General features: G+C 73.6%; 15 protein-coding genes. 9 read left to right on the top strand and 6 right to left on the bottom strand.

The annotated features are described in order from the left end of the window. Nucleotides 1-102: 102 nt before the first annotated feature. The gene (locus LZ495_RS24270; RefSeq protein WP_235054974.1) at nucleotides 103-1,464 is read right to left on the bottom strand and encodes an aminotransferase-like domain-containing protein; all 1,362 of its coding nucleotides are present in this window, start codon (nucleotides 1,462-1,464) and stop codon (nucleotides 103-105) included. A gap of 137 nt (nucleotides 1,465-1,601) precedes the next feature. Here LZ495_RS24270 and LZ495_RS24275 point away from each other — a divergent pair, with 137 nt between their 5' ends. The 5 genes from LZ495_RS24275 (at nucleotide 1,602) to LZ495_RS24295 (ending at nucleotide 10,591) form a co-directional block, all read left to right on the top strand. After that, entirely contained in the window at nucleotides 1,602-2,975 is a 1,374-nt protein-coding gene (locus LZ495_RS24275) for a pyridoxal phosphate-dependent decarboxylase family protein (protein WP_235054975.1), read from the top strand. 238 nt (nucleotides 2,976-3,213) lie between these two features. Next, complete coding sequence (locus LZ495_RS24280; RefSeq protein WP_235054976.1) at nucleotides 3,214-6,576, top strand: S1 family peptidase; 3,363 nt, start codon at nucleotides 3,214-3,216, stop codon at nucleotides 6,574-6,576. A gap of 116 nt (nucleotides 6,577-6,692) precedes the next feature. Then, entirely contained in the window at nucleotides 6,693-7,244 is a 552-nt protein-coding gene (locus LZ495_RS24285) for a hypothetical protein (protein WP_235054977.1), read from the top strand. A 111-nt stretch (nucleotides 7,245-7,355) separates the two neighbouring features. Continuing rightward, nucleotides 7,356-9,632, top strand: a complete 2,277-nt coding sequence (locus LZ495_RS24290; protein ID WP_235054978.1) for a molybdopterin oxidoreductase family protein — start codon at nucleotides 7,356-7,358, stop codon at nucleotides 9,630-9,632. Between the two features lie 134 nt (nucleotides 9,633-9,766). After that, entirely contained in the window at nucleotides 9,767-10,591 is an 825-nt protein-coding gene (locus LZ495_RS24295; protein ID WP_235054979.1) for a class I SAM-dependent methyltransferase, read from the top strand. A 6-nt stretch (nucleotides 10,592-10,597) separates the two neighbouring features. Here LZ495_RS24295 and LZ495_RS24300 read toward each other — a convergent pair whose 3' ends face one another. From LZ495_RS24300 to LZ495_RS24315, 4 genes are all read right to left on the bottom strand, one after another. Beyond that, on the bottom strand, nucleotides 10,598-11,386 hold the full coding sequence (locus LZ495_RS24300; RefSeq protein ID WP_235054980.1) for a class I SAM-dependent methyltransferase: 789 nt from the start codon (nucleotides 11,384-11,386) through the stop codon (nucleotides 10,598-10,600). 47 nt (nucleotides 11,387-11,433) lie between these two features. Next, nucleotides 11,434-12,159 carry a hypothetical protein gene (locus LZ495_RS24305; protein WP_235054981.1) on the bottom strand — a complete coding sequence of 242 codons (726 nt, stop codon included), beginning with the start codon at nucleotides 12,157-12,159 and terminating at the stop codon, nucleotides 11,434-11,436. A 102-nt stretch (nucleotides 12,160-12,261) separates the two neighbouring features. Continuing rightward, nucleotides 12,262-12,531 carry a metal-sensitive transcriptional regulator gene (locus LZ495_RS24310; RefSeq protein ID WP_235054982.1) on the bottom strand — a complete coding sequence of 90 codons (270 nt, stop codon included), beginning with the start codon at nucleotides 12,529-12,531 and terminating at the stop codon, nucleotides 12,262-12,264. A 108-nt stretch (nucleotides 12,532-12,639) separates the two neighbouring features. Further along, nucleotides 12,640-14,811 (bottom strand): MMPL family transporter, encoded by a 2,172-nt coding sequence (locus LZ495_RS24315; protein ID WP_235054983.1) that lies wholly within the window; start codon nucleotides 14,809-14,811, stop codon nucleotides 12,640-12,642. 164 nt (nucleotides 14,812-14,975) lie between these two features. Between LZ495_RS24315 and LZ495_RS24320 the strand changes: the two genes are divergently transcribed. After that, entirely contained in the window at nucleotides 14,976-15,383 is a 408-nt protein-coding gene (locus LZ495_RS24320; RefSeq protein WP_235054984.1) for a DUF302 domain-containing protein, read from the top strand. Nucleotides 15,384-15,541: 158 nt separating this feature from the next. On the opposite strand, the gene LZ495_RS24325 is transcribed toward LZ495_RS24320, so the two are convergent. After that, entirely contained in the window at nucleotides 15,542-16,447 is a 906-nt protein-coding gene (locus tag LZ495_RS24325; RefSeq protein WP_235054985.1) for an alpha/beta fold hydrolase, read from the bottom strand. Nucleotides 16,448-16,600: 153 nt separating this feature from the next. Here LZ495_RS24325 and LZ495_RS24330 point away from each other — a divergent pair, with 153 nt between their 5' ends. From LZ495_RS24330 to LZ495_RS24340, 3 genes are all read left to right on the top strand, one after another. Beyond that, a complete protein-coding gene (locus LZ495_RS24330; protein ID WP_235055026.1) occupies nucleotides 16,601-17,029 on the top strand; it encodes a MarR family winged helix-turn-helix transcriptional regulator in 429 nt (142 codons plus the stop codon). Nucleotides 17,030-17,306: 277 nt separating this feature from the next. After that, complete coding sequence (locus tag LZ495_RS24335) at nucleotides 17,307-18,398, top strand: IS630 family transposase (protein WP_235054986.1); 1,092 nt, start codon at nucleotides 17,307-17,309, stop codon at nucleotides 18,396-18,398. A 9-nt stretch (nucleotides 18,399-18,407) separates the two neighbouring features. Continuing rightward, on the top strand, nucleotides 18,408-21,161 hold the full coding sequence (locus tag LZ495_RS24340) for a helix-turn-helix transcriptional regulator (protein WP_235054987.1): 2,754 nt from the start codon (nucleotides 18,408-18,410) through the stop codon (nucleotides 21,159-21,161). Nucleotides 21,162-21,328 lie beyond the last annotated feature (167 nt).

The following is a 21,328-nucleotide window of genomic DNA, read 5'->3' on the forward strand; positions in this document are numbered from 1 at the left end:
AGCCCACCGCGCCGCCCGCGTCGGCGACGGCGGCCCAGCAGGCGACGAGTTCGCGCGTGCGGCCGGGTGTCATGTCGTCGGGGCGCACGGCCTGGCCGAGGTCTATGGGGTGCATGCCTCGTCCAGGATTTTCGCGATGCGGTCCAGGGCGGCCACGGGCGGAGTGAAGGGGATGCGGATGTGGCGCAGCAGGGTCGCATCGGCGGCGAAGCGCGGGCCGGGGGTGAGCTCCAGCCCGGCGCGGTGCGCGCGGGCGGCCAGGTCGTCGGCGCGCGCCGAGGTGAGCCGCAGCCACAGCGCGAGGCCGCCGTGCGGGACGGTGAAGCGCCAGCGGTCGTCGCCGGCCAGCGCCGCGGCGAGGTGGTCGCGCTGGATGCGCAGTTCGCGGCGGCGGTGGCACAGCAACGGGGCGGGGTCGCGCAGGAGTTCGACGGCGACGAGCTGCTGGATCGGGGCCGCGGCCATCGGCATGGCCAGCGGGTGGCGGCTCAACTCGGCGATGAACCCGGCCGGGCCGCGGACCCAGCCCACCCGCAGGCCGCCCCACACGGTTTTGCTGCCCGAGCCGATGAGCAGCGCGTCGCGGATGCGGGGCAGCGGTTCGGGGTTGTCGCGCAGGTCCAGGTCGCGCATCGTCTCGTCGGCGATGACGGTGACCGCGTGCTCGGCGGCCAGTTCGGCCACGCGGCGGCGCGCGGCCTGCCCCATCAGCGCACCCGTGGGGTTGTGGAAGTCCGGTACGAGGTAGGCGAATCCGCCGCGGGCGCTGCGGAACGCCTGCTCCAGTTGGTCCGGGTCCCAGCCCGCGGTGGTGACCTGGCAGCCCGCCAGGCGGATCCCGGAGCTGCGCATCAGCGCGAGGGCGTCGAAGTACGAGGGGATCTCGACGGCCGCCACGCGCGGCCGCAGGTGGGCGCAGAGCAGGGCGAGCGCGGCCCGGGCGCCGCCGGTGACCAGGATCTGCTCAGGGCGGGTGGGCAGGCCTTCCTGGGTGTAGCGCCGTGCGACGAGGGTGCGCAGTTCGGGCAGGCCGGGACCGGGGTCGCCGTCCTGGGCGAGGACCGGGTCGGACCGGTGCGCGGCGCGCGCCATGGCGTCCACGTACGCGCTGTGCGGGGCCGCGGGGACGGCCCGGCGCAGGTCGATCGAGCCCGTGTCGCCGGTGGCCGAGAGCGGTGCGATGCGCTCGACTGCGGTCGGCGGGAGGCGCAGCGTGCTGGCGCTGCCCTGCCGGGTGTCCAGCCAGCCCTCCTCGCGCAGGACGGCCAAGGCCGCGGTGACCGTGCCGCGGCTGACGCCGAGCGATTCGGCGACGCGGCGTTCGGCGGGCAGCCGGCTGCCGGTGCGCAGGCGCCCGTCCAGGACGGCGTCGCGCAGGGCGGCGGCGATCGCGGCGATCAGCGGCAGGCCGGGCCGCCGCCATTCGCCCAGCGCCGCCAGGAGCTGGTCCTCGGTCACATGCACTGGGCCAGTTGTAGCGGATTGGCCCAGGCGCTGCCAGTCGCTACCCGGTTAGTTTCGGGTGGTGAGGAAGCGCGGGACGGCGTGCCCGCCCGCTCGCGCGCCCCCCCGTACGACGCCCTGCCCCGAACGGAGCCCCGATGTACCGCCGTCTCGCCGACGACCTTGCGAACCTGCCCGCGCTGCTGGACGACACCCACCGCACGGCCGTCGGGTTCCTCGCCGGCCTGGCCGACCGCCCGGTGCTGTCCGCCGCGCGGATCCCGGACCCGACCCCGCTGCCCGCCGAGGGCGCCGGGCTGGCCGGCGCGCTCGCCGACTTCACCGCGCACTGGGAGCCGACGCTGTCCGGCAGCGCCGGACCGCGCTACCTCGGCTTCGTGACCGGCGGCGTCACGCCCGCCGGGGTGGCCGGGGACTGGATCACCGCGGCCGTCGACCAGAATTCCAACTCGGCCCTCGACGGCTCGGGCCAGGATCTCGAACGCCACACCCTCGGCTGGCTGCGCGAGCTCTTCGGGCTCTCCGACGCGCACCAGGGCGCCTTCGTGAGCGGCGCGACCATGTCGAACACCGTCGGCTTGGCGGTGGCCCGCGAATGGCTCGGCGAACGCGCCGGCATCTCGGTCGCCGAGGACGGCCTGGCCGCGCTCGGCCTGGTCCGCGTGCTGTCCGGGCGGCCGCACTCCAGCATCGCCAAGGGCATGGCGATGCTCGGCATGGGCCGCAAGAGCCTGACCACCGTCGCCACGCTGCCCGGCCGCGAAGCCGTCGACGTCGCCGCCCTCGAAACCGCCCTGGCCGCCGCCGGCGGCCCGTGCATCGTGGTCGCGAACGCCGGCACCGTCAACACCGTCGACTTCGACGACCTGCGGGCCATCGCCGCACTCAAGGACCGGTACGACTTCTGGCTGCACGTCGACGCCGCCTTCGGCGCCTTCGCCGCGCTGACCGCCGAGCACGCCCACCTCGTGGCCGGCCTCGATGCCGCCGACTCGGTCTGCGTCGACCTGCACAAGTGGCTCAACGTCCCGTACGACAGCGCCGTGCAGTTCACCCGCCGCCGCGACTTGCAGACCGACGTCTTCCGGAACGCCGCCGCCTACCTCGGACCGCTCGGCGACGAACCGGACTTCGTGCACCTGACCCCGGAGAACTCCCGGCGCCTGCGGGCCCTCGCCGCATGGTTCACGCTGCGCGCGTACGGCCGCGCCGGGCACGCCGACATCGTCGAACGCGACATCGCCGCCGCCCGCGCGCTGGGCGAGGCCGTCGCCGCGGAACCCGCGCTCCGCCTGCTCGCCCCGGTGCGCCTGAACGTGGTGTGCTTCACCCTCGCCGACGAGCCGACCGCCGAACGCCTCGCCGCACTGGTCGAACGGGCCTCCGACGAGGCCTTGTTCACCCCCACGGTGCTCGACGGAGTGCCGGCGCTGCGGGCCGCGTTCAGCAATTGGCGGACCGGCCAGGAGGACGTCGCGCGCATCATCGCCGCCCTGCGCAAAGCCCTGTAGGCCCCTCAGGCCCTTTGGAGCCGTGCCCTGGGCCCGCCCGAAGGCGGTTCGGGGGCACGGCACTTCGCCGCACGCGATCATGGACGTGATCAAGCCAGCAGACATGATCAAGCCGTAGCGGAGGAATATGGCCGGATAACAAGACCGTTTATCGGCCGCATCCGGCAGACTGGTCTCCGGTTTTCGGGCGTCGGTTTCGTGCGTCGATCGGGGGGGTTGTGTGCACAACCGCGCGGGGATGGGCAGCACGCCGCCGCAACGCACCGTCGAAGTCGTCAACCCGCGCGCCGGAGTCCGCGGCTCCGGATGCCTCATCGCGCCCGGCCTGGTGCTGGCCGCGGCGCACGTCGCCTGCCCCAACCGGGACGCCGGACCCGTCGTCATCCGCGCCCTCGAGGGCGGCGCCGAGCACGAGGCCGCGGTGCTGTGGACCGACCCGTCCGTGGACGTCGCCCTGCTGCAGGGCGACCCGGTCGTCCTCGGCGCCGGCCTCGGCATCGCCCGCTGGGCCGCGCTGACCTGCGACCACGCCGGCGAGCGCCCGGTGTGCACGACGATCGGCTTCCCGCAGGCGCTGCACCTCAAGGTCCCCGGCGGCCCGCGGTCCGCCGCGCAGGCCAAGAGCCTCGACGGCCGCATCGCGCCGCGCGGCCGGGCCCGCTCCGGGATGTACGTCTTCGAACTCGACGAACCCGACGAGGTCTCCTTCGACCTGTGGCAGGGCATGTCGGGTGCCGTGGTCTACTGCGACGACGCCATCGTGGGCGTGGCCACCAACGCCGCCGACTACTGGCGCGGCGAAACCCTCCTCGTACTCCCGGCGTTCCGGCTGCTCGGCGCCCCCGGCTTCGCGGACGCGGTGGCGGATGCGTCCGGCATGCGCCCGCGCCTGCGCTCCGCCGACCTCGGTCCGCTGCTCGCCGACCAGCCCGACCCGCACCTGTCCGCCTCGTACTTCCTGAACCCCGCCGCGGCGGTCGTGCCCATGTCCGGGGACGCGGCCACCATGCAGGCCCTGCGCGCCTGGTGCTTCAACGGGCGGCGCACCGACGTGGCCGCGCTCACCGGCGGCGACGGTTCCGGGAAGACCCGCATGGCGTACGAACTCCTCGGCCACCTCAGCCGCGAGGTCCGCGGTCGGGCCGCCTGGACGGGCGGCTTCCTGGCCGACACGCCCCGTCAAGAGGAGCCCGGGTACGCGCTGTTCAGCACCGTCCGGCAGCCCCTGCTGCTGGTGGTCGACGAGGCCGAGGCCCGTGTCGACCAGCTGCACGCGCTCTTCGACGTGCTCGGCACGCGCCGCTCCGGGCAGCCGGTGCGCGTGCTGCTCGTCGTCCGCGGCCGCGAGGACTGGTGGCCGCGGCTGCGCGAGGCCTGGTCGGGCAGCACGGTCATGGGCCGCGGCGAGTCGTTCCACCTGGAGACCGCCGACGCGTACGCCGACGTAGGCGCCGAAGGCTTCTACACGCGCGCGGCCAAGGCCTTCGCGGACCGAATACGCAGGCTGCGCGACGCCGGCATCGACGACGACTCGCCGGGCCGCGCGATCCCCGAACCGGCGCGAAACCGCCGCTACTTGGTGCCGTCCGACGACGGCGCAGGGCTGCCCGTCGCCTCGCTGCACATGGCCGCGCTGGCCGACGTGCTCAGCCAGTACGACCCCGCACTCGCCGTGCACGAACGGCCCCTGGACGTGCTGCTCGCCCGCGAGGAAGACCACGTGCGGCGCATCGCCGCCGAACGGATGCCTTCCGGGCTCGTCGACTCCGGCCTGCTGCGCACCCTCCTCGCGGTGCAGCAACTCGTCGGCGCCCGCAGCTCGGACGACGCGATCGGCGCGGTCCGGGCCGGCTTCGAGGTGCACCACCGCGGCCGCTGGGACATCGCCGAACCGCAGGCCCCGGTGCTGGCCGCCTACGAGGAGATCCTCGCCGCCGCGTACCCCTCCGGGGACGGGGCGCGGTGGGGCGCGATCGGGCCGGAAGCACTCGGCGCGGCACTGGTCGCGGAGGTCGAGGCGTCGGGCGACGGGACGTTCCTGGCCGCACTGCTGCCCAAGCCCTACCTGTCCGCGGCCCAGCGCTACCGGGCCCTGTCGGTCCTGGTGCGCACCGCGGCGACCCAGCCGGAACTGATCTCGGCGGCCGCCCGGGCCGTCGCGTCCGCCCCCGAACTGCTGCTGCCCATCGCGGAGTGGGTGCCCGAGGAGTGCTCCACCGAACGCGCCGCCACCTGGCTGCACTTGTGCCGCGACGCGGTCGTCGAGCGGGCCTCGTACGGCGCGATCGGCGCGGACACGGCCGCGTGGGCGACCAACGCCGTCGACGCGGCCCTGCTGCGGCTGGCCGCGGCGCGCGGGGGAGTCGCGGGCGGATACGGAACCGGGTACGGGACCGGGTACGAAGGCGGATACCAGGGCGACCATGAGGCCGGCGCTGCGCCGGATGCCGCCGAGTCCCGGCCGTCCGCTCCCGACGGCGGTTTCGTCCCGCGCCCGCGCGGCAGCGTGCGCGTCGCCGCGCCGATGCGGCCGGGCGAGGGCATCCCCAGACCGGTCCCCGAACCCGAATCGCGCGACCCGCGCTCGCCCGATCCGCGGCACGACACCACCCGGACCGCGGACCTGCGGCGGCCTGATGCGCTGTCCGCGCTGTCCCGCACGGCCGACCTGCGGAGCCCGGACCTGGCCGCAGCCCAGGGGGCAGCCCGCCGGAGCGAACCGGCGGCGAGGGCGGGGGCGGGGCCGGGGGCCGGATCGGGCACCGGGTCCGGATCCAGTACGCGGTCCGGGTCGGATTCGAGCACCCGGGCCGGCCGCGGCTCCGGCCAGAGGCCCAGTGCCCGCGCAGGCCAGGGCACGTTGTCCAGCGGCTCCTCGGGAACCGGCAGTGGTGCCCGCACCGACACCGCGACCCGCGCGCCCTCGGGAACGCGGACCACCGGCAACGAGGCGCGCGGTGCAGCGTCGTCGCGCCCGTCGACCGCCGCGCGCGGCTCCGCGGGATCGCGCACCTCCGCCGCTTCCGCCGGCTCCGCGGCCCGCGCGTCCGGCCGCTCTTCCGCCCGCGACCGCTCGTCCGCAACGTCCGACCCCGGCCGCGGCGGCCCGCGCCACGGCGGCGCACCGCACCGCCACCGCGCACCCCGGGCCGCGCCCGCCCACGGCTACCGGCCCGTCTCGCGCACTTCCCCGCGTCCGGGCCCGGCCCGCGCACTGCTCACGCTGCTGGCACTGGGCTACCTGGCGCTGGTCGCGTACGCGGCGTGCGACACCTTCTACTTCACCGGCCCGTACTCCGACAGCAAGCCCGCGTGGGTGTTCCCGCCGATGGTCATGCTGGTCACCATCGAAGCGGCCCTCCAAGCGCGGCACTGGCCAGGCCGACCCGAATTCTCGGATCTCCCGGCCCAGTTCCTGGCCACCGCGGTGACCACGACGTCCTTGGCGATGTACGGCGTCGAGCACAACCCCGACACACCGAGACTGCTCCTGGTCGTCGCCGCAGCTGTCGTCGCGGGCCTGGGCATGTGGATCCTGACCGACACGGTCCGCCGCTGGTTCGGCCAGGTCTCCTACGTCCGGGACCCGGTCAACCCCTGACACCCCCTCAGCCGCACCCCGACAGCGAGACCCGCCTGCGCCAACGGTACGGTTCCGGCCGGGATGCGCGGGGGCGCAGCCCCACCCTCCGCCCGCCGACCGCCCCAGGACCACCCATGCGCACCCGCCTCGCCTTCGCCGCCCTTGCTCTTGCCGCGCCGTTCGCGGTCACCGGATGCGGCGACGGAAGTGAGTCCGGCTCGGACGCGTCGGCCGGTGCTGCGCCTGCCGCCGCGTCCCCGAGTGCCACCGGAGCGGGGACACCCGCAAGCGCACCGGCGACCGCACCCGCCGACACCGCCGCGAGCCCTGCCGCGGGTCTCACCCCTTCGCGTCCCCCTCTTGCGTCGATCCCCGATTCGCCCGCCGCGATCCAGCAGGCTGCCGACCTCGCCGGTGTGCCGGCCCCCAGCCTTGCCGCAGTCGAGGCGTACTTCGCCGACTTGGACGCGATCGACCCGGGCATCCTCGGCGGGCGGCGTCCCAGCCGGGTCTCGCTGCTGTCCAACAGCCTCACGGTCTGCAAGGCGCTGGCGAATCAAAGGGACCCGCAGCAGCTTCTGACGATGGCGATCCTCAGCGTGGGCACCAACGACGACGTCATGCTGTCGCGCGATCAGGGGGTCCGCTTGGTCGAGGCGATCCGTCGCAACCTCTGCGCGTCGTAGCCGTACCGCGCGATCAGTCTGACGAAAACTGGTTGTCGCCCTTCTTCCCGTTCGCGATCTCTGCCATAGTCGCGACGCTTCGGCGGAGCAAGGAGAGAGGGCGGTCGGCGCATGGGTACGGCACGGGTCGAGGAAACCGGCAGCGGCGCGGCGGCTGATGCCACCGGCGGCACTACGGTGCACCACCGCACCTGCCATCTCTGCGAGGCCATGTGCGGGCTCGAAATACAGGTGCGCGAAGGCCGCGTGCACAAGATCAAGCCGAACCGCGACGACGTCTGGAGCAAGGGGCACATATGTCCCAAGGGCACGACGCTCGGCGCGCTGCAGGAGGACCCCGACCGGCTCCGCACCCCGATGATCCGCACCGGTGACACGTGGCGGGAGGCGACCTGGGACGAGGCGTTCGCCGAGTGCGAGCGCGTCATGCGCCCCGTTCTGGAGGAGCACGGGCCCGAGGCGCTCACCGCGTTCTTCGGGAACCCGCTCGCGCACAACGTCGCGCTCGCCCGCTACGTCGGCATCCTCGTCGCGATGGCCAAGATCCACCACATCTACTCGTCCGGCACCGTCGACCAGTGGCCCAAGAACGTCTCGTCGCTCCTCATGTACGGCGGCATGTGGACCATCCCGGTCCCCGATCTGCGCCGCACCGAGGACCTGTTCGTGGTCATGGGCGCCAACCCGCAGGCGTCCCAGGGCTCGCTGCTCGCCTGCCCGGACATCATGGGCGAGATCAAGCGCATCCGGCGCGGCGGCGGCAAGGTCGTCGTGATCGACCCGCGGCGCACCGGCACCGCGGACGCCGCCGACGAGTGGCTGCCGATCGTGCCCGGCACCGACGCCGCCCTGCTGATGGCCGTCGTCCACGTGCTCTTCGCGGACGACCTGGTCGACCTCGGCCCGTCCGCCGCCCTCATCGCCGGCACCGACACGCTCCGCGAGCTGGCCGCCGACTGGACGCCCGAGTCGGTCGCCGGCGCCTGCCGCATCCCGGCCGCGCGCATCCGCGAGCTCGCGCACCAGATCGCCGCCGCGCGCTCGGCCGTCGTGTACGGCCGGATCGGGCTCTGCAACCAGGAGTTCGGCACCCTCGCCAGCTGGCTCGTGGACGTCGTCAACATCCTGACCGGGCACTTCGACACCCCCGGCGGCCTGATGTTCCCCAAGCCGGTGAACTGGTCGGTGGCCACCCTGACCCAGCACAGCAAGGCCGCCGACGGCGCGCCGTTCGGACGCTGGCACTCGCGCGTACGCCAGGCCCCCGAGGTCCTCGGCCAGGTCCCCGCATCCTGCCTCGCCGAGGAGATCGACACCGAGGGCGAGGGCCGGATCCGCGCCCTGGTCACCATCGCCGGCAACCCCGCGGTCAGCGCCCCCGGCGCGGCCCGGCTGCGCGACGCGCTGCCCAAGCTCGACGCGATGGTCAGCATCGACAACTGGATCAACGAGACCACCCGGCACGCCAACGTCATCCTGCCCGGCGCCGGCCCGCTGGAGACCCCGCACTTCGACGACCTCATGTGGAACTTCGCGGTCGGCAGCGCCGGCAAGTGGTCCGAGCCCGTCCTGCCGCCCGCCGACCCCGACCGCCCCGCCGAGTGGCAGATCGTGCTGCGGCTGGCCGGCATCCTCGCCGGGCAGAAGTGGGACGAGGTCGACGTCGCCGCCCTCGACGACATGTGGTTCGGCGCCCTCGTCGGCCTGTGCGGCCTCGACCCCGCCGAAGTCCTGCCGCAGTACGAGAGCGGCGGCCCCGAGCGCATCATCGACCTGTCGATCCGCACCGGCCCGTGGGGCGACCGCTACGGGCGCGTCGAGGGCGGCATGACGCTGAGCGACTTCAAGGCCGCCCCCAACGGCATCGACCTGGGCCCGATGGAGCCGCGCGTCGCCGAAATCCTGCACACCGAATCGGGCTTCGTCGAACTCGCCCCCGCATACATCACCGCCGACCTGCCCCGGCTCCGCGCCCACGTCGACCGCGCCGCGGACCCGTCCGGCCTGCTCCTGGTCAGCCGCCGCCACCTGCGCTCGAAGAACTCCTGGCTGCACAACGTGCCCGCGCTGGTCGGCGGCACCAACAAGTGCACCCTGCTCGTCCACCCGGACGACGCCGCCCGCGCCGGCCTCACCGACGGCGAAGCGGCCGAAGTCGCCTCGCAGGAGGGCAGCATCCAGGTCGCCGTCCAGATCACCGACGAGATGATGCCCGGCGTCGTGTCCATGCCGCACGGCTGGGGCCACGACGAGCCCGGCACCCGCATGGCCACGGCCCGCGCCCACGCCGGCGTCAACTCGAACGTCCTGGCTCCGGGGACGTTCGTCGACCCGGTCTCGGGCAACGCGGCGGTCAACGGCATCCCGGTGACGGTGACCCCGGTCTGACCGGCTGATTGCTTGTGCCGGGCCGCCGGGCCCGGTTGCCGATAGGCGGTCGCACGGGACAGCATCCCGTGCGGCTGCCGCCCCGCGAGCTATTCCATTCGCCGCGTTCCGGGCGGTCGGGGGAGACTGCTCCCATGCACTCCGACCAGCCCGCCGCCACCCCTGCCAACCGCTCGCTCTGGGACGAGCGTGCCCGCGTGCACGGAAGTACTCCCGACGACCGTTTCTACGACGTCGACTCCTTCCTGGCCGGCCGCGAGCCGCTGTTCGCGACCGAAGTGGAGCTCGCCGGGGACGTGGCCGGCCGCGACCTGCTCCACCTGCAGTGCCACTTCGGCATGGACACCCTGAGCTGGGCCCGCCGCGGCGCCCGCGTCACCGGTGTGGACTTCTCCCCGGTCGCCGTGGCCCGTGCCCGCGACCTCGCCGAACGTGCAGGCCTCGAAGCCGAGTTCATCGAAGCCGACACCCAGGCCCTGCCCGCCTCTCTGGCCGGCCGCTTCGACCTGGTGGTGGCCACGTACGGAGTGCTGTGCTGGATCGGCGACCTCGACGGCTGGATGCGCGGCGCGGCGATGGCCCTGCGCCCCGGCGGCATGCTCGTCCTGGTCGACCTGCACCCCGCGTACCAGACCCTGGCGAGCTTCGAACCGCTCGTCGCGGACTGGCCGTACGGCGGCGGCGAACCGCAGCGCGCCACCGAGTCGGGCAGCTATGCCGACCCGGCGCTGAAGACGGCCGACCACGACGTGGTCGAATACCCGTACTCCCTCGGCGAGATCGTCACCGCCGCGGCCGGCGCGGGTCTGCGGATCGACCGGCTGACCGAGCATGTCTCCGCGGAGTTCGACCCGCGCGGACTGCTGCCGCAGAGCCCCGACGGCGCCTACCGCCTCCCGTACGGCGACACGCACTTGCCGCTGCTGTACTCCCTGCGGGCGGTGGCACCCACGTCGTGAGGCGGGCTACAGCCGGCGGGTACGCAGGACGCCGGTCGCCATGGGAAGCGTGAACTCCCCGTCGGCGGTCTCCTCCCGGGCCGCGAGGTAGGCACGGATGCGTGCCAGTGCCGAGCGGCGTTCCGCGTCCGGCATCACGAGCATGCCCGCGCGGGTGGCCAGCGCCGCGACCAGCGAGTCCGCGGTGCGCTGCTGCCTGTGCGCGAACTCGTTTTGCTCCGCTGCCCCGAACCGCGCGGCGCCGGTCCGCGGCAGGTAGAGGTCCGCGGTCGCGGCACGCCAGGCGCCGACGGTGTCCCGCGGGCCGACGGCAGCGCTCCCGGCGACGCGGGCGAGACCGGTGATCCACGTGACCCGGTCGTCCAGGACGTTCCACAACCCGGAGAGAATGCCGCCGGGCACCAGGACCCGGGCGATCTCGGGCCCCGCAGCGGCCATGTCGAACCAGTGCATCGCGTTGCCCGCGACCACGGCGTCGACGGACCCGTCGGGCAGCGGGATGTTCTCCGCGTTGCCGGCGAGCGCGCGGACGTCCGGCAGCTCCCGGCTCAGTTCGGCGCGCATCGCCGGATCCGGCTCGACGGCGACGACATCCACGCCGGAGGCCGCAAGTACGGCGGTCAGCTTGCCTGTTCCGGCGCCGAGGTCCAGCACCCGCAGGACGGGTCCGGACCTCGGTGCCGGGTCGAGCGCCCAACGCACGGCATCGGGTGCGTAGTCCGGCCGGTGCTCGGCGTACGCAGCCGCCGCCGAGCCGAACGATGAGCTCAGAGAAGAGACTTCATGCTGTTCCATGCGCCCACGCTATGTGGCTGCCACACCCTCCCGCGTCGGTAGCGCGGTCAGTCGCGCAGCTTGAGCGCGACGATGTGGTCGGTCGGGACGAACATCAGGTCGCGCCCGACCGTTGCGGCGGCGGGGTCGGCGGCATCCAGGGGAGAGCCGTCGAAGCGGGCGATCTCGACGGTCAGTACGTAGTGGCCGTTCGCGACGGCGGTGGCACGGTTGCCCGGGTCGGGCCGGTAGACCGCGCCGGACGCAGGCGGCGGGACGAGGAACCGCGCGCGGACGCCGCCGGCCTTCTCCGCGTTGCCCGACTTGATGAGCCCGGCGATTCGCTGCGCGTCGGTCTCGTTGCCGAACGACACGACCGCGACCGAGACGACGTACTTCTTGGCCGCGTCGACCGACACGGCCCGCAGGACGCCCTCGCACGTCACCTCGTCCAGCAGCACGGCAAGCCCGGGCTCCGCGCCCTCCGCGCATTCGGCGTCGTCTTTGGCGAGCTGCAGGTACTGGCCGTCCTGGATGCTGCGCGCCCCGTCGTCCCCGAAGAACTCCTGCGCGGTGAAGCCCGACTTGCCGGCTTCATCGTCATCGGTGCTTCTGACCCAGAAGAAGGTCCCTATCGCGACGAGAACCAGGACCAGGGCCCCGATCACCCCGTTGGCCATCGCCCCGGCCCCGGACCCACCGCGCCGCGGGCCGCCGGCCGCACCCCCGCCGCCGCCCGTCGGCACCTTCTCCACCTGGTCGCCGTCCCCCGGCGCCGTCCATTGCTCACTCATAGGGAGGCACGGTAGCCGCAAGCGCCTTACGCCCGTTCGGTTACCCCTGCGCGGAGACTGGATCGGCGCCCCGGGCTTCGGCGTCGGTGGTCGGTCGGGCCCTTAAGCCAACGAGAGGAACAGCTTCTCGAGTTCGGCTTCGGACAGGGGAGCGGCGTCCGGGGCCGTCTCGGACAGGCACTGGCGCATGCCGCTGGCGATGATCTTGAAGCCGGCCCGGTCCAGCGCCCTGGACACCGCGGCGAGCTGCGTCACGACGTCCTTGCAGTCGCGCCCGGCCTCGACCATGGCGATGACGGCGGCGAGCTGCCCCTGGGCGCGGCGCAGGCGGTTCAGGACGGCCCGGCTGGCCTCTTCGTCGACGACGGTCATGGCGACGGCCTTTCCTCGTGGAGCATCGGGGCAATGGTACCCCGGGGGGTATGCGAACGGCGGGGGCGGGGGCGGGCCGCATCGTGCGCCCGCCCCCGGAATCCCCGTTCAGTCGTGCGCGAAGCGCACGTCGGGCAGGATCCGGCGCAGCCACGCCGGACACCACCACGCCGCGTTGCCGGTCAGCCGCAGCAGGACCGGGAGCAGGACCAGCCGGATCAGCGCCGCGTCCAGCAGCACCGCGGTGCCCAGCACGATGCCCATCTCCTTGGGCGGCAGCGGCCCCGACAATGCGAAGGTGAAGAACACGGCGACCATCACCGCGGCCGCCGCGAAGACCACGCGGCCGGAGTCGGCCAGCGCCCCGGTCACCGCGCGCCGCGGGTCGCCGGTGCGCTCGTAGTGCTCCTTGGCGGAGGCGAGCAGGAAGACGGTGTAGTCCATCGCGATCGCGAAGATCATCGCGAAGAAGAACACCGGCGCCCAGCCGTCCAGGAACCCCTGCGGGGTGAACCCGAGCAGCGAAGCGCCATGCCCGTCCTGGAAGACCAGCTTCGCGACGCCGAACGCCGCCGCGGTGGACAGCAGGCTCGTCACGGTGCCCAGCAGCGCGGCCAGCGGTGCGCGCAGTGCGAAGACCAGCAGCAGGAAGCCGAGTCCGAGGACGACGCCGATCACCAGCGGCGTCTTGGCATCCAATGCGGTCTGCAGGTCGAGGTTCTCCGCGGCCGCGCCGCCGACCAGGGCGTCCTCGGGCAGCCCGGCCCGCAGTCGGTCGAGCGTGTCGCCGAGGGCGGGGTCGGACGCCGCGTCGGCAGCGGTCTGGGCGGCCTGCTCGGTCGGCACGACGATCTGCAGCATGCCGGGCGTGCCCGGCCCGAAGGCCTCCTGCACCGTCGTGTACCCGACCCGCGCGGATGCGTCCTCGGGCACCACGGTGATCGACGGCATCGCGGTACGCAGCCCCGCCAGCGGCGCGGCCAGCGCCAGCAGGACGAGCAGGGCGGGCAGGCCGTAGCGAACCGGGTGCCGCCACAGCCGGTCGGCCCAGGCGGCGAAGCGCGGAGAGCCCGACGCACCTGCGTCAACCGTCGAACCGGCTTCCTTGCCGCGGGACTTGCTCCACGGCAGCGCCCCCGCGTCCACCTTGGAACCCAGTTTGGCGAGGATCGCCGGCAGCAACGTGAGGGTCGCGGCCAGGACGAAGACGACCGCCAGCATGATGCCGAGCGCCATCGTGCGGAACGCAGGTGCCGGGACGAGCATCACCGCGGACAGGCTGACCAGCACGGTCGCCCCGGACAGCGCGACGGCCTTGCCCGCGGTGTCCATGGTCTCGCGTACCGCCCGGACCGCGTCCCCGTGCCGCGCGAGCGCGGCGCGGAAGCGGACCACCAGGAAGAGCGCGTAGTCGATGCCCAGCGCGAGGGCGAACATCATCGCGAAGTTCATCGCCCAGATGGACACCGGCGTCACCTGGTCCAGCAGCACCAGCGCGCCCGCGGACGCGGCCAGGCCGGCCAGCGTCAGGAGCAGCGGCAGCCCCGCGGCGACCAGCGAGCCGAACGCCAGCACGAGGATGGCCATCGTCACCGGCCAGGACAGCATCTCCGACTTGATCATGGCGTCGTGGTTCGCGGTGTTGAAGTCGCTCCACATGACGGACGAGCCGGTCGCGGTCACCTCGATGCCGCCGCCGGACAGCGCGCCGAGCGGGCCCTTGAGGTCGTCCGCGGCGCGGACCATGTCGTCGGCGCCGGCACCCGCCCCGGCCAGCAGGATCGCCGTGCGGCCGTCGGGGCTGACCGTCGCGCCCGGCTGCGGCGGTACGACGCCCGTGATGCGGGCGTCCGCGGTCAGCAGCGCGGTCGCGCGGCCGATGACGTCCTGCACCGCGGGGTCGGACACCGGGCGGTCGGCATGCACGACGACCTGCAGCGCGGTGGACGCGTTGCCCCCGAAGTGCTCCCGGGCCAGGTCCCTGACCTGCACGGACTCGCTGCCCTCGGCATGCCAGCCGGCCCCGGCCAGGGCGCTCGTCACCTGCGGGGCGAACGCGCCCAGCCCGGCGACGACCGCCACCCACAGCACGACGACCAGTCGCAGGTGTGCCGCGGACCACAGTCCCAGGCGCCCGAACCAGCCGGGGCCGGACGGGCTGCCTCCGGACGGGCCGGGCGCCGGGCCCGCCGTGGATCCGGCTGCCGCCTGCCGCGCCGCGGGTGTCTTGGCGAGGCCGACTCCGGTTTCGGTGTCGGGTATCTGTCCGCCGACGGTCATGTACTGCCTCCAGAAATATACCCCCGGGGGTAATGTGTACTCGACGGTAGCGCATACCCCCACCCGTATACGAATGCGTGGCGCGGAGGCGGCTGGGCGCGACCGGAGCACGGCAGCAAAGCCGAGCCGACGACAGAACGGCAGAACGACAGATGGAGAACGCCATGAGCTACGACCGCACCGTCCGCGTGCACACCGACTTCGCCGCCACCGTGGCGACGGTCCGCGAAGCGCTCGCCGCGCAGGGCTTCGGCGTGCTCACCGAGATCGACGTCACCGCAACGCTGCGGGCCAAGCTCGGCGAGGAGATGGAGGACTACCTGATCCTCGGCGCCTGCAACCCGCCGCTCGCGCACCGCGCCCTCGGTGTCGACCGGTCGATCGGCCTGCTGCTGCCTTGCAACGTCGTGGTCCGCCGCGACGGCGACGGCACGCTCGTGCAGGCCATCGACCCGGCCACGATGGTGACCTTCACCGGCCTCGACGCCCTGCGCCCGGTCGCCGACGAAGCCGCCACCCGCCTGGACGCCGCACTGGCGGCAGTGGTCGAGGCGGCCGGCGACGCGCAGTAGCCGCGCGCCCCGGCGCACGCGGCCGAGCGGCCCAGGAGCACCGCGGGCAAGCCGAAGGGCCGACGGGTGGCAATCCACACCGTCGGCCCTTCGCGTCGAAAGTCCGTGGCCGGGCGCTGCGCTGGGGGGCGTCATCCTGAGCGCAGCGGCGCGGGCGCCTATGCGCCGGGCGGCGCGTCCAGTTCGTGCAGGAAGTCCAGGAGAGCGCGGTTGTAGGCCGCGGGCTGCTCCATGTTCGGGTAGTGCGCCGCGCCCGGGATGTCCACGGTCCGGCTGTCGGCGACGCTGCCGAGCAACTGCCGTACGGTCGCGATCAGGTCGGGGGAGTCCAGCGTGCCGTCCAGACCCAGGACCGGCACGGCGATACGGGCTGCGCGGGCGACGGTGTCGGTCACCAGGACGGTGTGGTCCGTCTCGCCCGGGGTGTGCTTCGCGAGCGTACGCGCGGCCATCGCGGCGAGCCGCTGCACGATCGCCGGGTCGACCTCGTCCAACAGCCGGTGCGGACCGGACGCCCACAGAAGGAAGTTCGACATCCAGCCCTCGATGTCGCCCGCCATCAGTGCGGCCATCTGCGCGGCCTGGACGCGATTGCTCCACGGGTCGGAATAGTCCGGCTCCTGCGCGCCGCGCCCGCTGAGGGCCAACCCGCGGACGACGTCCGGGTGTTCGATCGCCGTGTCGATCGCGATCATGGCGCCCATCGACACGCCGGCCAGGACTGCGGGCCCGGCGTCCAGGTGGCGGACGAGTGCGGCCAGGTCGTCGGCCTGCCGGAACGGCTGCGACGCGTTGGCGGAGCCGCCGTGCCCGCGGGCGTCCGGGGCGATGACGCGGTACTCGCGTGCCAGCTCGGCTATTTGCGCGTCCCACATGGTGTGGTCCAGGAAACCGGCGTGCAGCAGGACGACCAGAGGGCCCTGGCCTGCGTCGCGGTAGACGAGCGGGCCGTCGGCGCTCGCGAAGGCGAAGAGGTCGGACGTGCCGGGGATCGGTGCGGACGTGCCGGCGGGCAAGCCGGTCGGCGCAGTGGGCGGGTTCGTGGTGTCCAAGACGTGGCTCATGACACCCAAGGTGTCATCTCCTCGGCAAGATGGCAACCTAGGTGTCATTATGCTGTGGTGACCTCCCACGACCGACCGCGCCGAGCACCCAGGGCGCAACCGCCGAAGCCGCCGAACGAGCCGCTCGCCCCCGACGACCTCGCCCCCCGCCTCATGGAGGTGTTCGACCTGGTCGGCCCTCTGTACCGGCGCGTCCAACGCAAGGTCGAGCAGGACGCGCCGCGCCAAGGACTGTCCGTCGGCGTCCGAGCCGTCCTCGACCTGCTCCGCGAGCACGGCCCGATGACCGTTCCGCAGATGGGCCGCGCCCAGTCCCTCAGCCGCCAGTTCGTGCAGCGCATGGTCAACGACGCGGCCGCCGACGGGCTGGTCGAGGGCATCCCGAACCCGGCCCACCAGCGCTCGCTGCTCATCCGGCTCACCGACCCCGGCCTGGCCGCCATCGGCGCGGTCACCGCACGCGAGCACGCACTCCTGCGCCAGGTCGGCGGCGACCTCACCGATGCCGAGGTCACGGCCTGCGTCAAGGTCCTGAGCCGCATGCTCGATCTCTTCGACGACGTCGAGGTCGACGCGAACTGACTACTCGTCACCGCATCCGGGGAGCCGCCCCGGCCGCCGCACCAGGCCGTGTCTGCCGGATCTTGATACCGCTCACGGCGCCCGGCACCGCATCCGGGCCTGGCGGCCCTCCTCGGTCGCTGCGCTCCCTCGCGGCGTTGCGGGGCCTTGCGAGTACGACCGAGTACGAGCGTCGGCCCTGCGCCTTGCGATGCACGGCACCGAACACCGCGAGCGGCACCAAGATCCGACAGACACGACCTAGTGACCTGAGTCGGAGATTCGTCGTTGGTTGGGTATGAGTCGTCCGGGTCCGAAGATCCCGCCGTTGTCGTTGACGGATGCCCAGCGGGCTGTGCTTGAGGGGTGGGTGCGCCGTCGGTCGACGGCGCAGGCGTTGGCGTTGCGGTCGCGGATCGTGCTGGAGTGCGCGGACGGGCACTCGATCCTGGAGGTGTCGCGGCGCCTGGGTGTGGCCGCGGACACGGTCCGGACGTGGCGGCGCAGGTTCCTCGAGCGCGGTCCGGACGGGCTCGCCGACGAGCCGCGGCCCGGTGTCCCGCGGACGATCACCGACGCGGACGTGGAGCGGGTGATCGTCAAGACGCTGGAGGAGAAGCCGGCGAACGCGACGCACTGGTCGACCCGTTCGATGGCCGCGGCAACCGGCATGTCGCAGTCGGCGGTCTCCCGGATCTGGCGGGCGTTCGCCCTCGCGCCGCACCGCGCCGAGACGTTCAAGCTCTCGACCGACCCGTTCTTCGTCGACAAGGTCCGCGACGTCGTCGGGCTCTATCTGGACCCGCCCGAGCGCGCGCTGGTGCTGTGTGTGGACGAGAAGTCGCAGATCCAGGCGCTGGACCGCTCCCAGCCGGTGCTGCCGATGATGCCCGGCGTCCCCGAACGCCGCAGCCACGACTACGTCCGCGCGGGCACCACCACGCTGTTCGCCGCACTCGAGGTCGCCACCGGCAAGGTCATCGGCTCCCTGCACCGCCGCCACCGCGCCGTCGAGTTCAAGAAGTTCCTCGCCAAACTCGACAGGGAAGTGCCCGCCGGCTTCGAGGTGCACCTGATCCTGGACAACTACGCCACCCACAAGACCCCCGCGGTCAGGAAATGGCTGCTCGCGCACCCGCGCTTCCATCTGCACTTCACCCCGACCGGGTCGTCCTGGCTGAACCTGGTCGAGCGCTGGTTCGCCGAACTCACCCAGAAGAAGCTCAAGCGCGGCGTCCACCGTTCCGTCCAGGCCCTCGAACGCGACATCCGCACCTGGCTCGCGGACTGGAATGACCACCCACGGCCCTTCGCCTGGACCAAGACCGCCGACGACATCCTCGACAAAGTCGCCACCTACTGCCAACGAATCTCCGACTCACGTCACTAGATTGTGATCATGCTGCTGGGACGGGACGCGGAGCGCGACCGCATAGAACGCCTGCTGGCCGACGCGAAGGCCGGCCAGGGCGGTGCCCTCGTCGTGGCCGGCGAGGCGGGCATCGGCAAGACCACGCTGATCCAGGACGCGGTCGGCGGCAGCACCGGCATGCGCGTCCTGCACGCGGTCGGCTTCGAGTCCGAGGCCGAACTCCCCTTCGCCGCCCTGCACCTGCTGCTCTACCCGTTCCTCGACCGCCTGCCGCAGCTGCCCGCACCCCAAGCCGAGGCGCTGCGCGGCGCGTTCGGGCTCGCCGACACCGGCGACGCCAACCCGTTCCTGATCGGCGCCGGCACCCTCACCCTGCTCGCCGAACTCGCCGCCGAGTCCCCCGTCGCCTGCATCGTCGACGACGTGCAATGGCTGGACCGCGGCTCCTCCGAGGCCCTCCTCTTCGCCGCCCGCCGCTTCCGCGCCGACCCGATCGCCATGGTCTTCGGCGTTCGCGAGACCGCGGTCCCGTTCCCCACCCCCGGCATCGAATGGCTCCGCCTCCCCGCACTCCCGCGCGACGCGGCCGGCGGACTCCTCGACGGAGCCCTGCCCGGACTTGCCCTGCCGGTCCGCGAACGCGTCCTGGACGAAGCCCAGGGCAACCCGCTCGCCCTTCTCGAACTCGGCGCCGCGCGGCTGTCCGCGCAGCGCGCCGGAACCACCGAACAGGTCCACGAAGTGGGGCCGTTGCCCGCGACCCGCCGCGTCCAGGACGCCTTCCGCGCCCAGATATCCGCGCTGCCCGCCGACACCGGACTGGTGCTGCTCGCCGCCTCCGCCGACGGCACCGCGCCCCTCGACACCGTGCTGCGCGTCGCCCGTGCCCTCGGCGCCGACGGGACCGCCTTGGACGCTGCCGAAGCCGCCGGGCTGGTCACCGCCGAGGCCGGCCGCATCGCGTTCCGGCACCCGCTGGTCCGCTCGGCCGCCTACCAGCGCGCCACGCATCACCAACGCATCGCCGCACACCGCGCGTTCGCCGCCGAACTGGCCGCAGCCGGAGACGCCGACCGGCGCGCCTGGCACCTCGCGGTGGCCACCGCCGAACCCGACGAAGACGTCGCGTCCGAACTCGAACGCACCGCCCGCCGCGCCGAGAAGCGCGGCGGCGCCATGGCCGTCTCCGCCGCGTACGAGCACGCCGCCCGCCTCAGCCCCGACGCCGACCCCCGCGCCCGCCGCATGGCCAAGGCCGCACACGCGGCCTACGACGCCGGGCGCCCGGACCGCGCCGCCCGCCTGGCCGCCGAGGTCATCACCCTCACCGCCGACCCCGGCACCGTCGCCGCCGCGATGCACCTGCGCGCCCAGGTCGAGTACGAAAGGACCTCCCCGGCCGCCGACGCCGCCCTCGCGCTGGACGCAGCCCGCGTCGTCCTGGACACCGACCCGGAAGGCGCGGTGTCCATCCTCACCGAGGTGGTCGGCGCCGGACGCGACGGCGCCGCGGCCGACCTCGTCGCCGAAGGCGTCCGCCTCCTGCGCGACCTCAAGCTGCCCTCCGGCTCCCCGCTGACACTGCCCGCCGATGCGCAGATCGGCTGGGGCGAACTCCTCGCCGGCCGCCCCGCAGAGGCGGCCGCCCCGATGCGGGCGCTGATCCGCGCCGCGACCGCCGAACCCGTCGACTATCTGCACCGCATCGTCGCCGGATTCAGCGCCCTCATGCTCGCCGACGACGACGCCGCACTCGCCGTCATGGAGACCATGCTCGACGAGGCCCGCGCCGCGGGCGCCCTGCTGTGGATACCGTACTCCCTCGAACTCGTCGCCCTCGGAAGGGCCTTGCGCGGCGACGCGGTCGACGCCCAAGCCGGCGTCGAGGAAGGCGTCGCGCTCGGCACCGAACTCGGCATGGACACCGAGGTCGCGGTCCTGCGCACGGTCGGCGTGTGGACCGCGGCCCTGCTCGGCGACGAGGACCGCTGCCGGGCCCTCGCCGCCGAGGCCATCCCGGTCGCTGCGCAGCGCCACCCGGTCGGCGCAGCCATCGCGTCCTGGGGCCTCGGCCTCCTCGACCTCGCGGCCGGCCGGTACGCCGAAGCCGTCGACACGCTGCACGCGGTGTGCACCGGCCCGGTCGCGCACGACATGCTCGTCCGGGCCGTCCCCGACCTGCTGGAAGCCGCGGTGCGCAACGACACCGCGGACCGCGCCGCCGGCCCGCTCGTACGCCTGCACACCTGGGCCGAACACGCCGGCAGCCCGCTGGCCTCGGCCCTGTCGCTGCGCTGCCGTGCCCTGTCGGAGACCGACGCGGACACCGCCGACGAGTACTTCCGGGCCGCCGCCGAGCAGCACACCCGGCACGGCGGACGCTACGAGCAGGCCCGCACCCGCCTGCTGCACGGGGAATGGCTGCGCCGCCGGCGCCGCCGCACCGAGGCCCGCGCCGAACTGGACGCCGCGCTGACCGCGTTCGAACACGTCGGCGCGGCACGCTGGGCCGCCCGGGCCGCCGCCGAACTCGCCGCCCTGGGCGAACCCGCGCACCGGCGCCAGGCCTCCGACGACCCGCTCGCCCGGTTGACCCCGCAGGAGTACCAGGTCGTCAAGCTCGCCGCGACCGGCATGAGCAACAAGGACATCGGCGCAGGGCTGTTCCTCAGCCCGCGTACCGTCGGGCACCACCTCTACCGGGCGTACCCGAAGCTCGGCGTCTCGCGCCGCGCCGAGCTCGCCCGATTCGTGGCTGCCCACGAGCTCCCGAACGGGTGAGCTGACCGGCCCGTCCGTACTTCGCACCGGCACGGACGACTTGACCGACCGCGCCACCGCCAGTCGCCCACCCCGGCAACGCCAGTCGCCCCCCCGGCAACGCCAGTCGCCCACCCTGGCAGCGCCAGTCGATCGACCGATGCCCCGCCCCCGACTGCCTCCCTAGC

Origin of the sequence: Yinghuangia soli, assembly GCF_021502675.1 — a bacterium.
Classification (GTDB): domain Bacteria; phylum Actinomycetota; class Actinomycetes; order Streptomycetales; family Streptomycetaceae; genus Yinghuangia; species Yinghuangia soli.

Bases quoted from the DNA above. Each gene is read 5' to 3' on its own strand.
- LZ495_RS24275 (WP_235054975.1), top strand. From the start codon at position 1,602: ATGTACCGCCGTCTCGCCGACGACCTTGCGAACCTGCCCGCGCTGCTG.
- LZ495_RS24280 (WP_235054976.1), top strand. From the start codon at position 3,214: ATGGGCAGCACGCCGCCGCAACGCACCGTCGAAGTCGTCAACCCGCGC.
- LZ495_RS24285 (WP_235054977.1), top strand. From the start codon at position 6,693: ATGCGCACCCGCCTCGCCTTCGCCGCCCTTGCTCTTGCCGCGCCGTTC.
- LZ495_RS24290 (WP_235054978.1), top strand. From the start codon at position 7,356: ATGGGTACGGCACGGGTCGAGGAAACCGGCAGCGGCGCGGCGGCTGAT.
- LZ495_RS24295 (WP_235054979.1), top strand. From the start codon at position 9,767: ATGCACTCCGACCAGCCCGCCGCCACCCCTGCCAACCGCTCGCTCTGG.
- LZ495_RS24300 (WP_235054980.1), bottom strand. From the start codon at position 11,386: ATGGAACAGCATGAAGTCTCTTCTCTGAGCTCATCGTTCGGCTCGGCG.
- LZ495_RS24305 (WP_235054981.1), bottom strand. From the start codon at position 12,159: ATGAGTGAGCAATGGACGGCGCCGGGGGACGGCGACCAGGTGGAGAAG.
- LZ495_RS24310 (WP_235054982.1), bottom strand. From the start codon at position 12,531: ATGACCGTCGTCGACGAAGAGGCCAGCCGGGCCGTCCTGAACCGCCTG.
- LZ495_RS24315 (WP_235054983.1), bottom strand. From the start codon at position 14,811: ATGACCGTCGGCGGACAGATACCCGACACCGAAACCGGAGTCGGCCTC.
- LZ495_RS24320 (WP_235054984.1), top strand. From the start codon at position 14,976: ATGAGCTACGACCGCACCGTCCGCGTGCACACCGACTTCGCCGCCACC.
- LZ495_RS24325 (WP_235054985.1), bottom strand. From the start codon at position 16,447: ATGAGCCACGTCTTGGACACCACGAACCCGCCCACTGCGCCGACCGGC.
- LZ495_RS24330 (WP_235055026.1), top strand. From the start codon at position 16,601: ATGGAGGTGTTCGACCTGGTCGGCCCTCTGTACCGGCGCGTCCAACGC.
- LZ495_RS24335 (WP_235054986.1), top strand. From the start codon at position 17,307: ATGAGTCGTCCGGGTCCGAAGATCCCGCCGTTGTCGTTGACGGATGCC.
- LZ495_RS24340 (WP_235054987.1), top strand. From the start codon at position 18,408: ATGCTGCTGGGACGGGACGCGGAGCGCGACCGCATAGAACGCCTGCTG.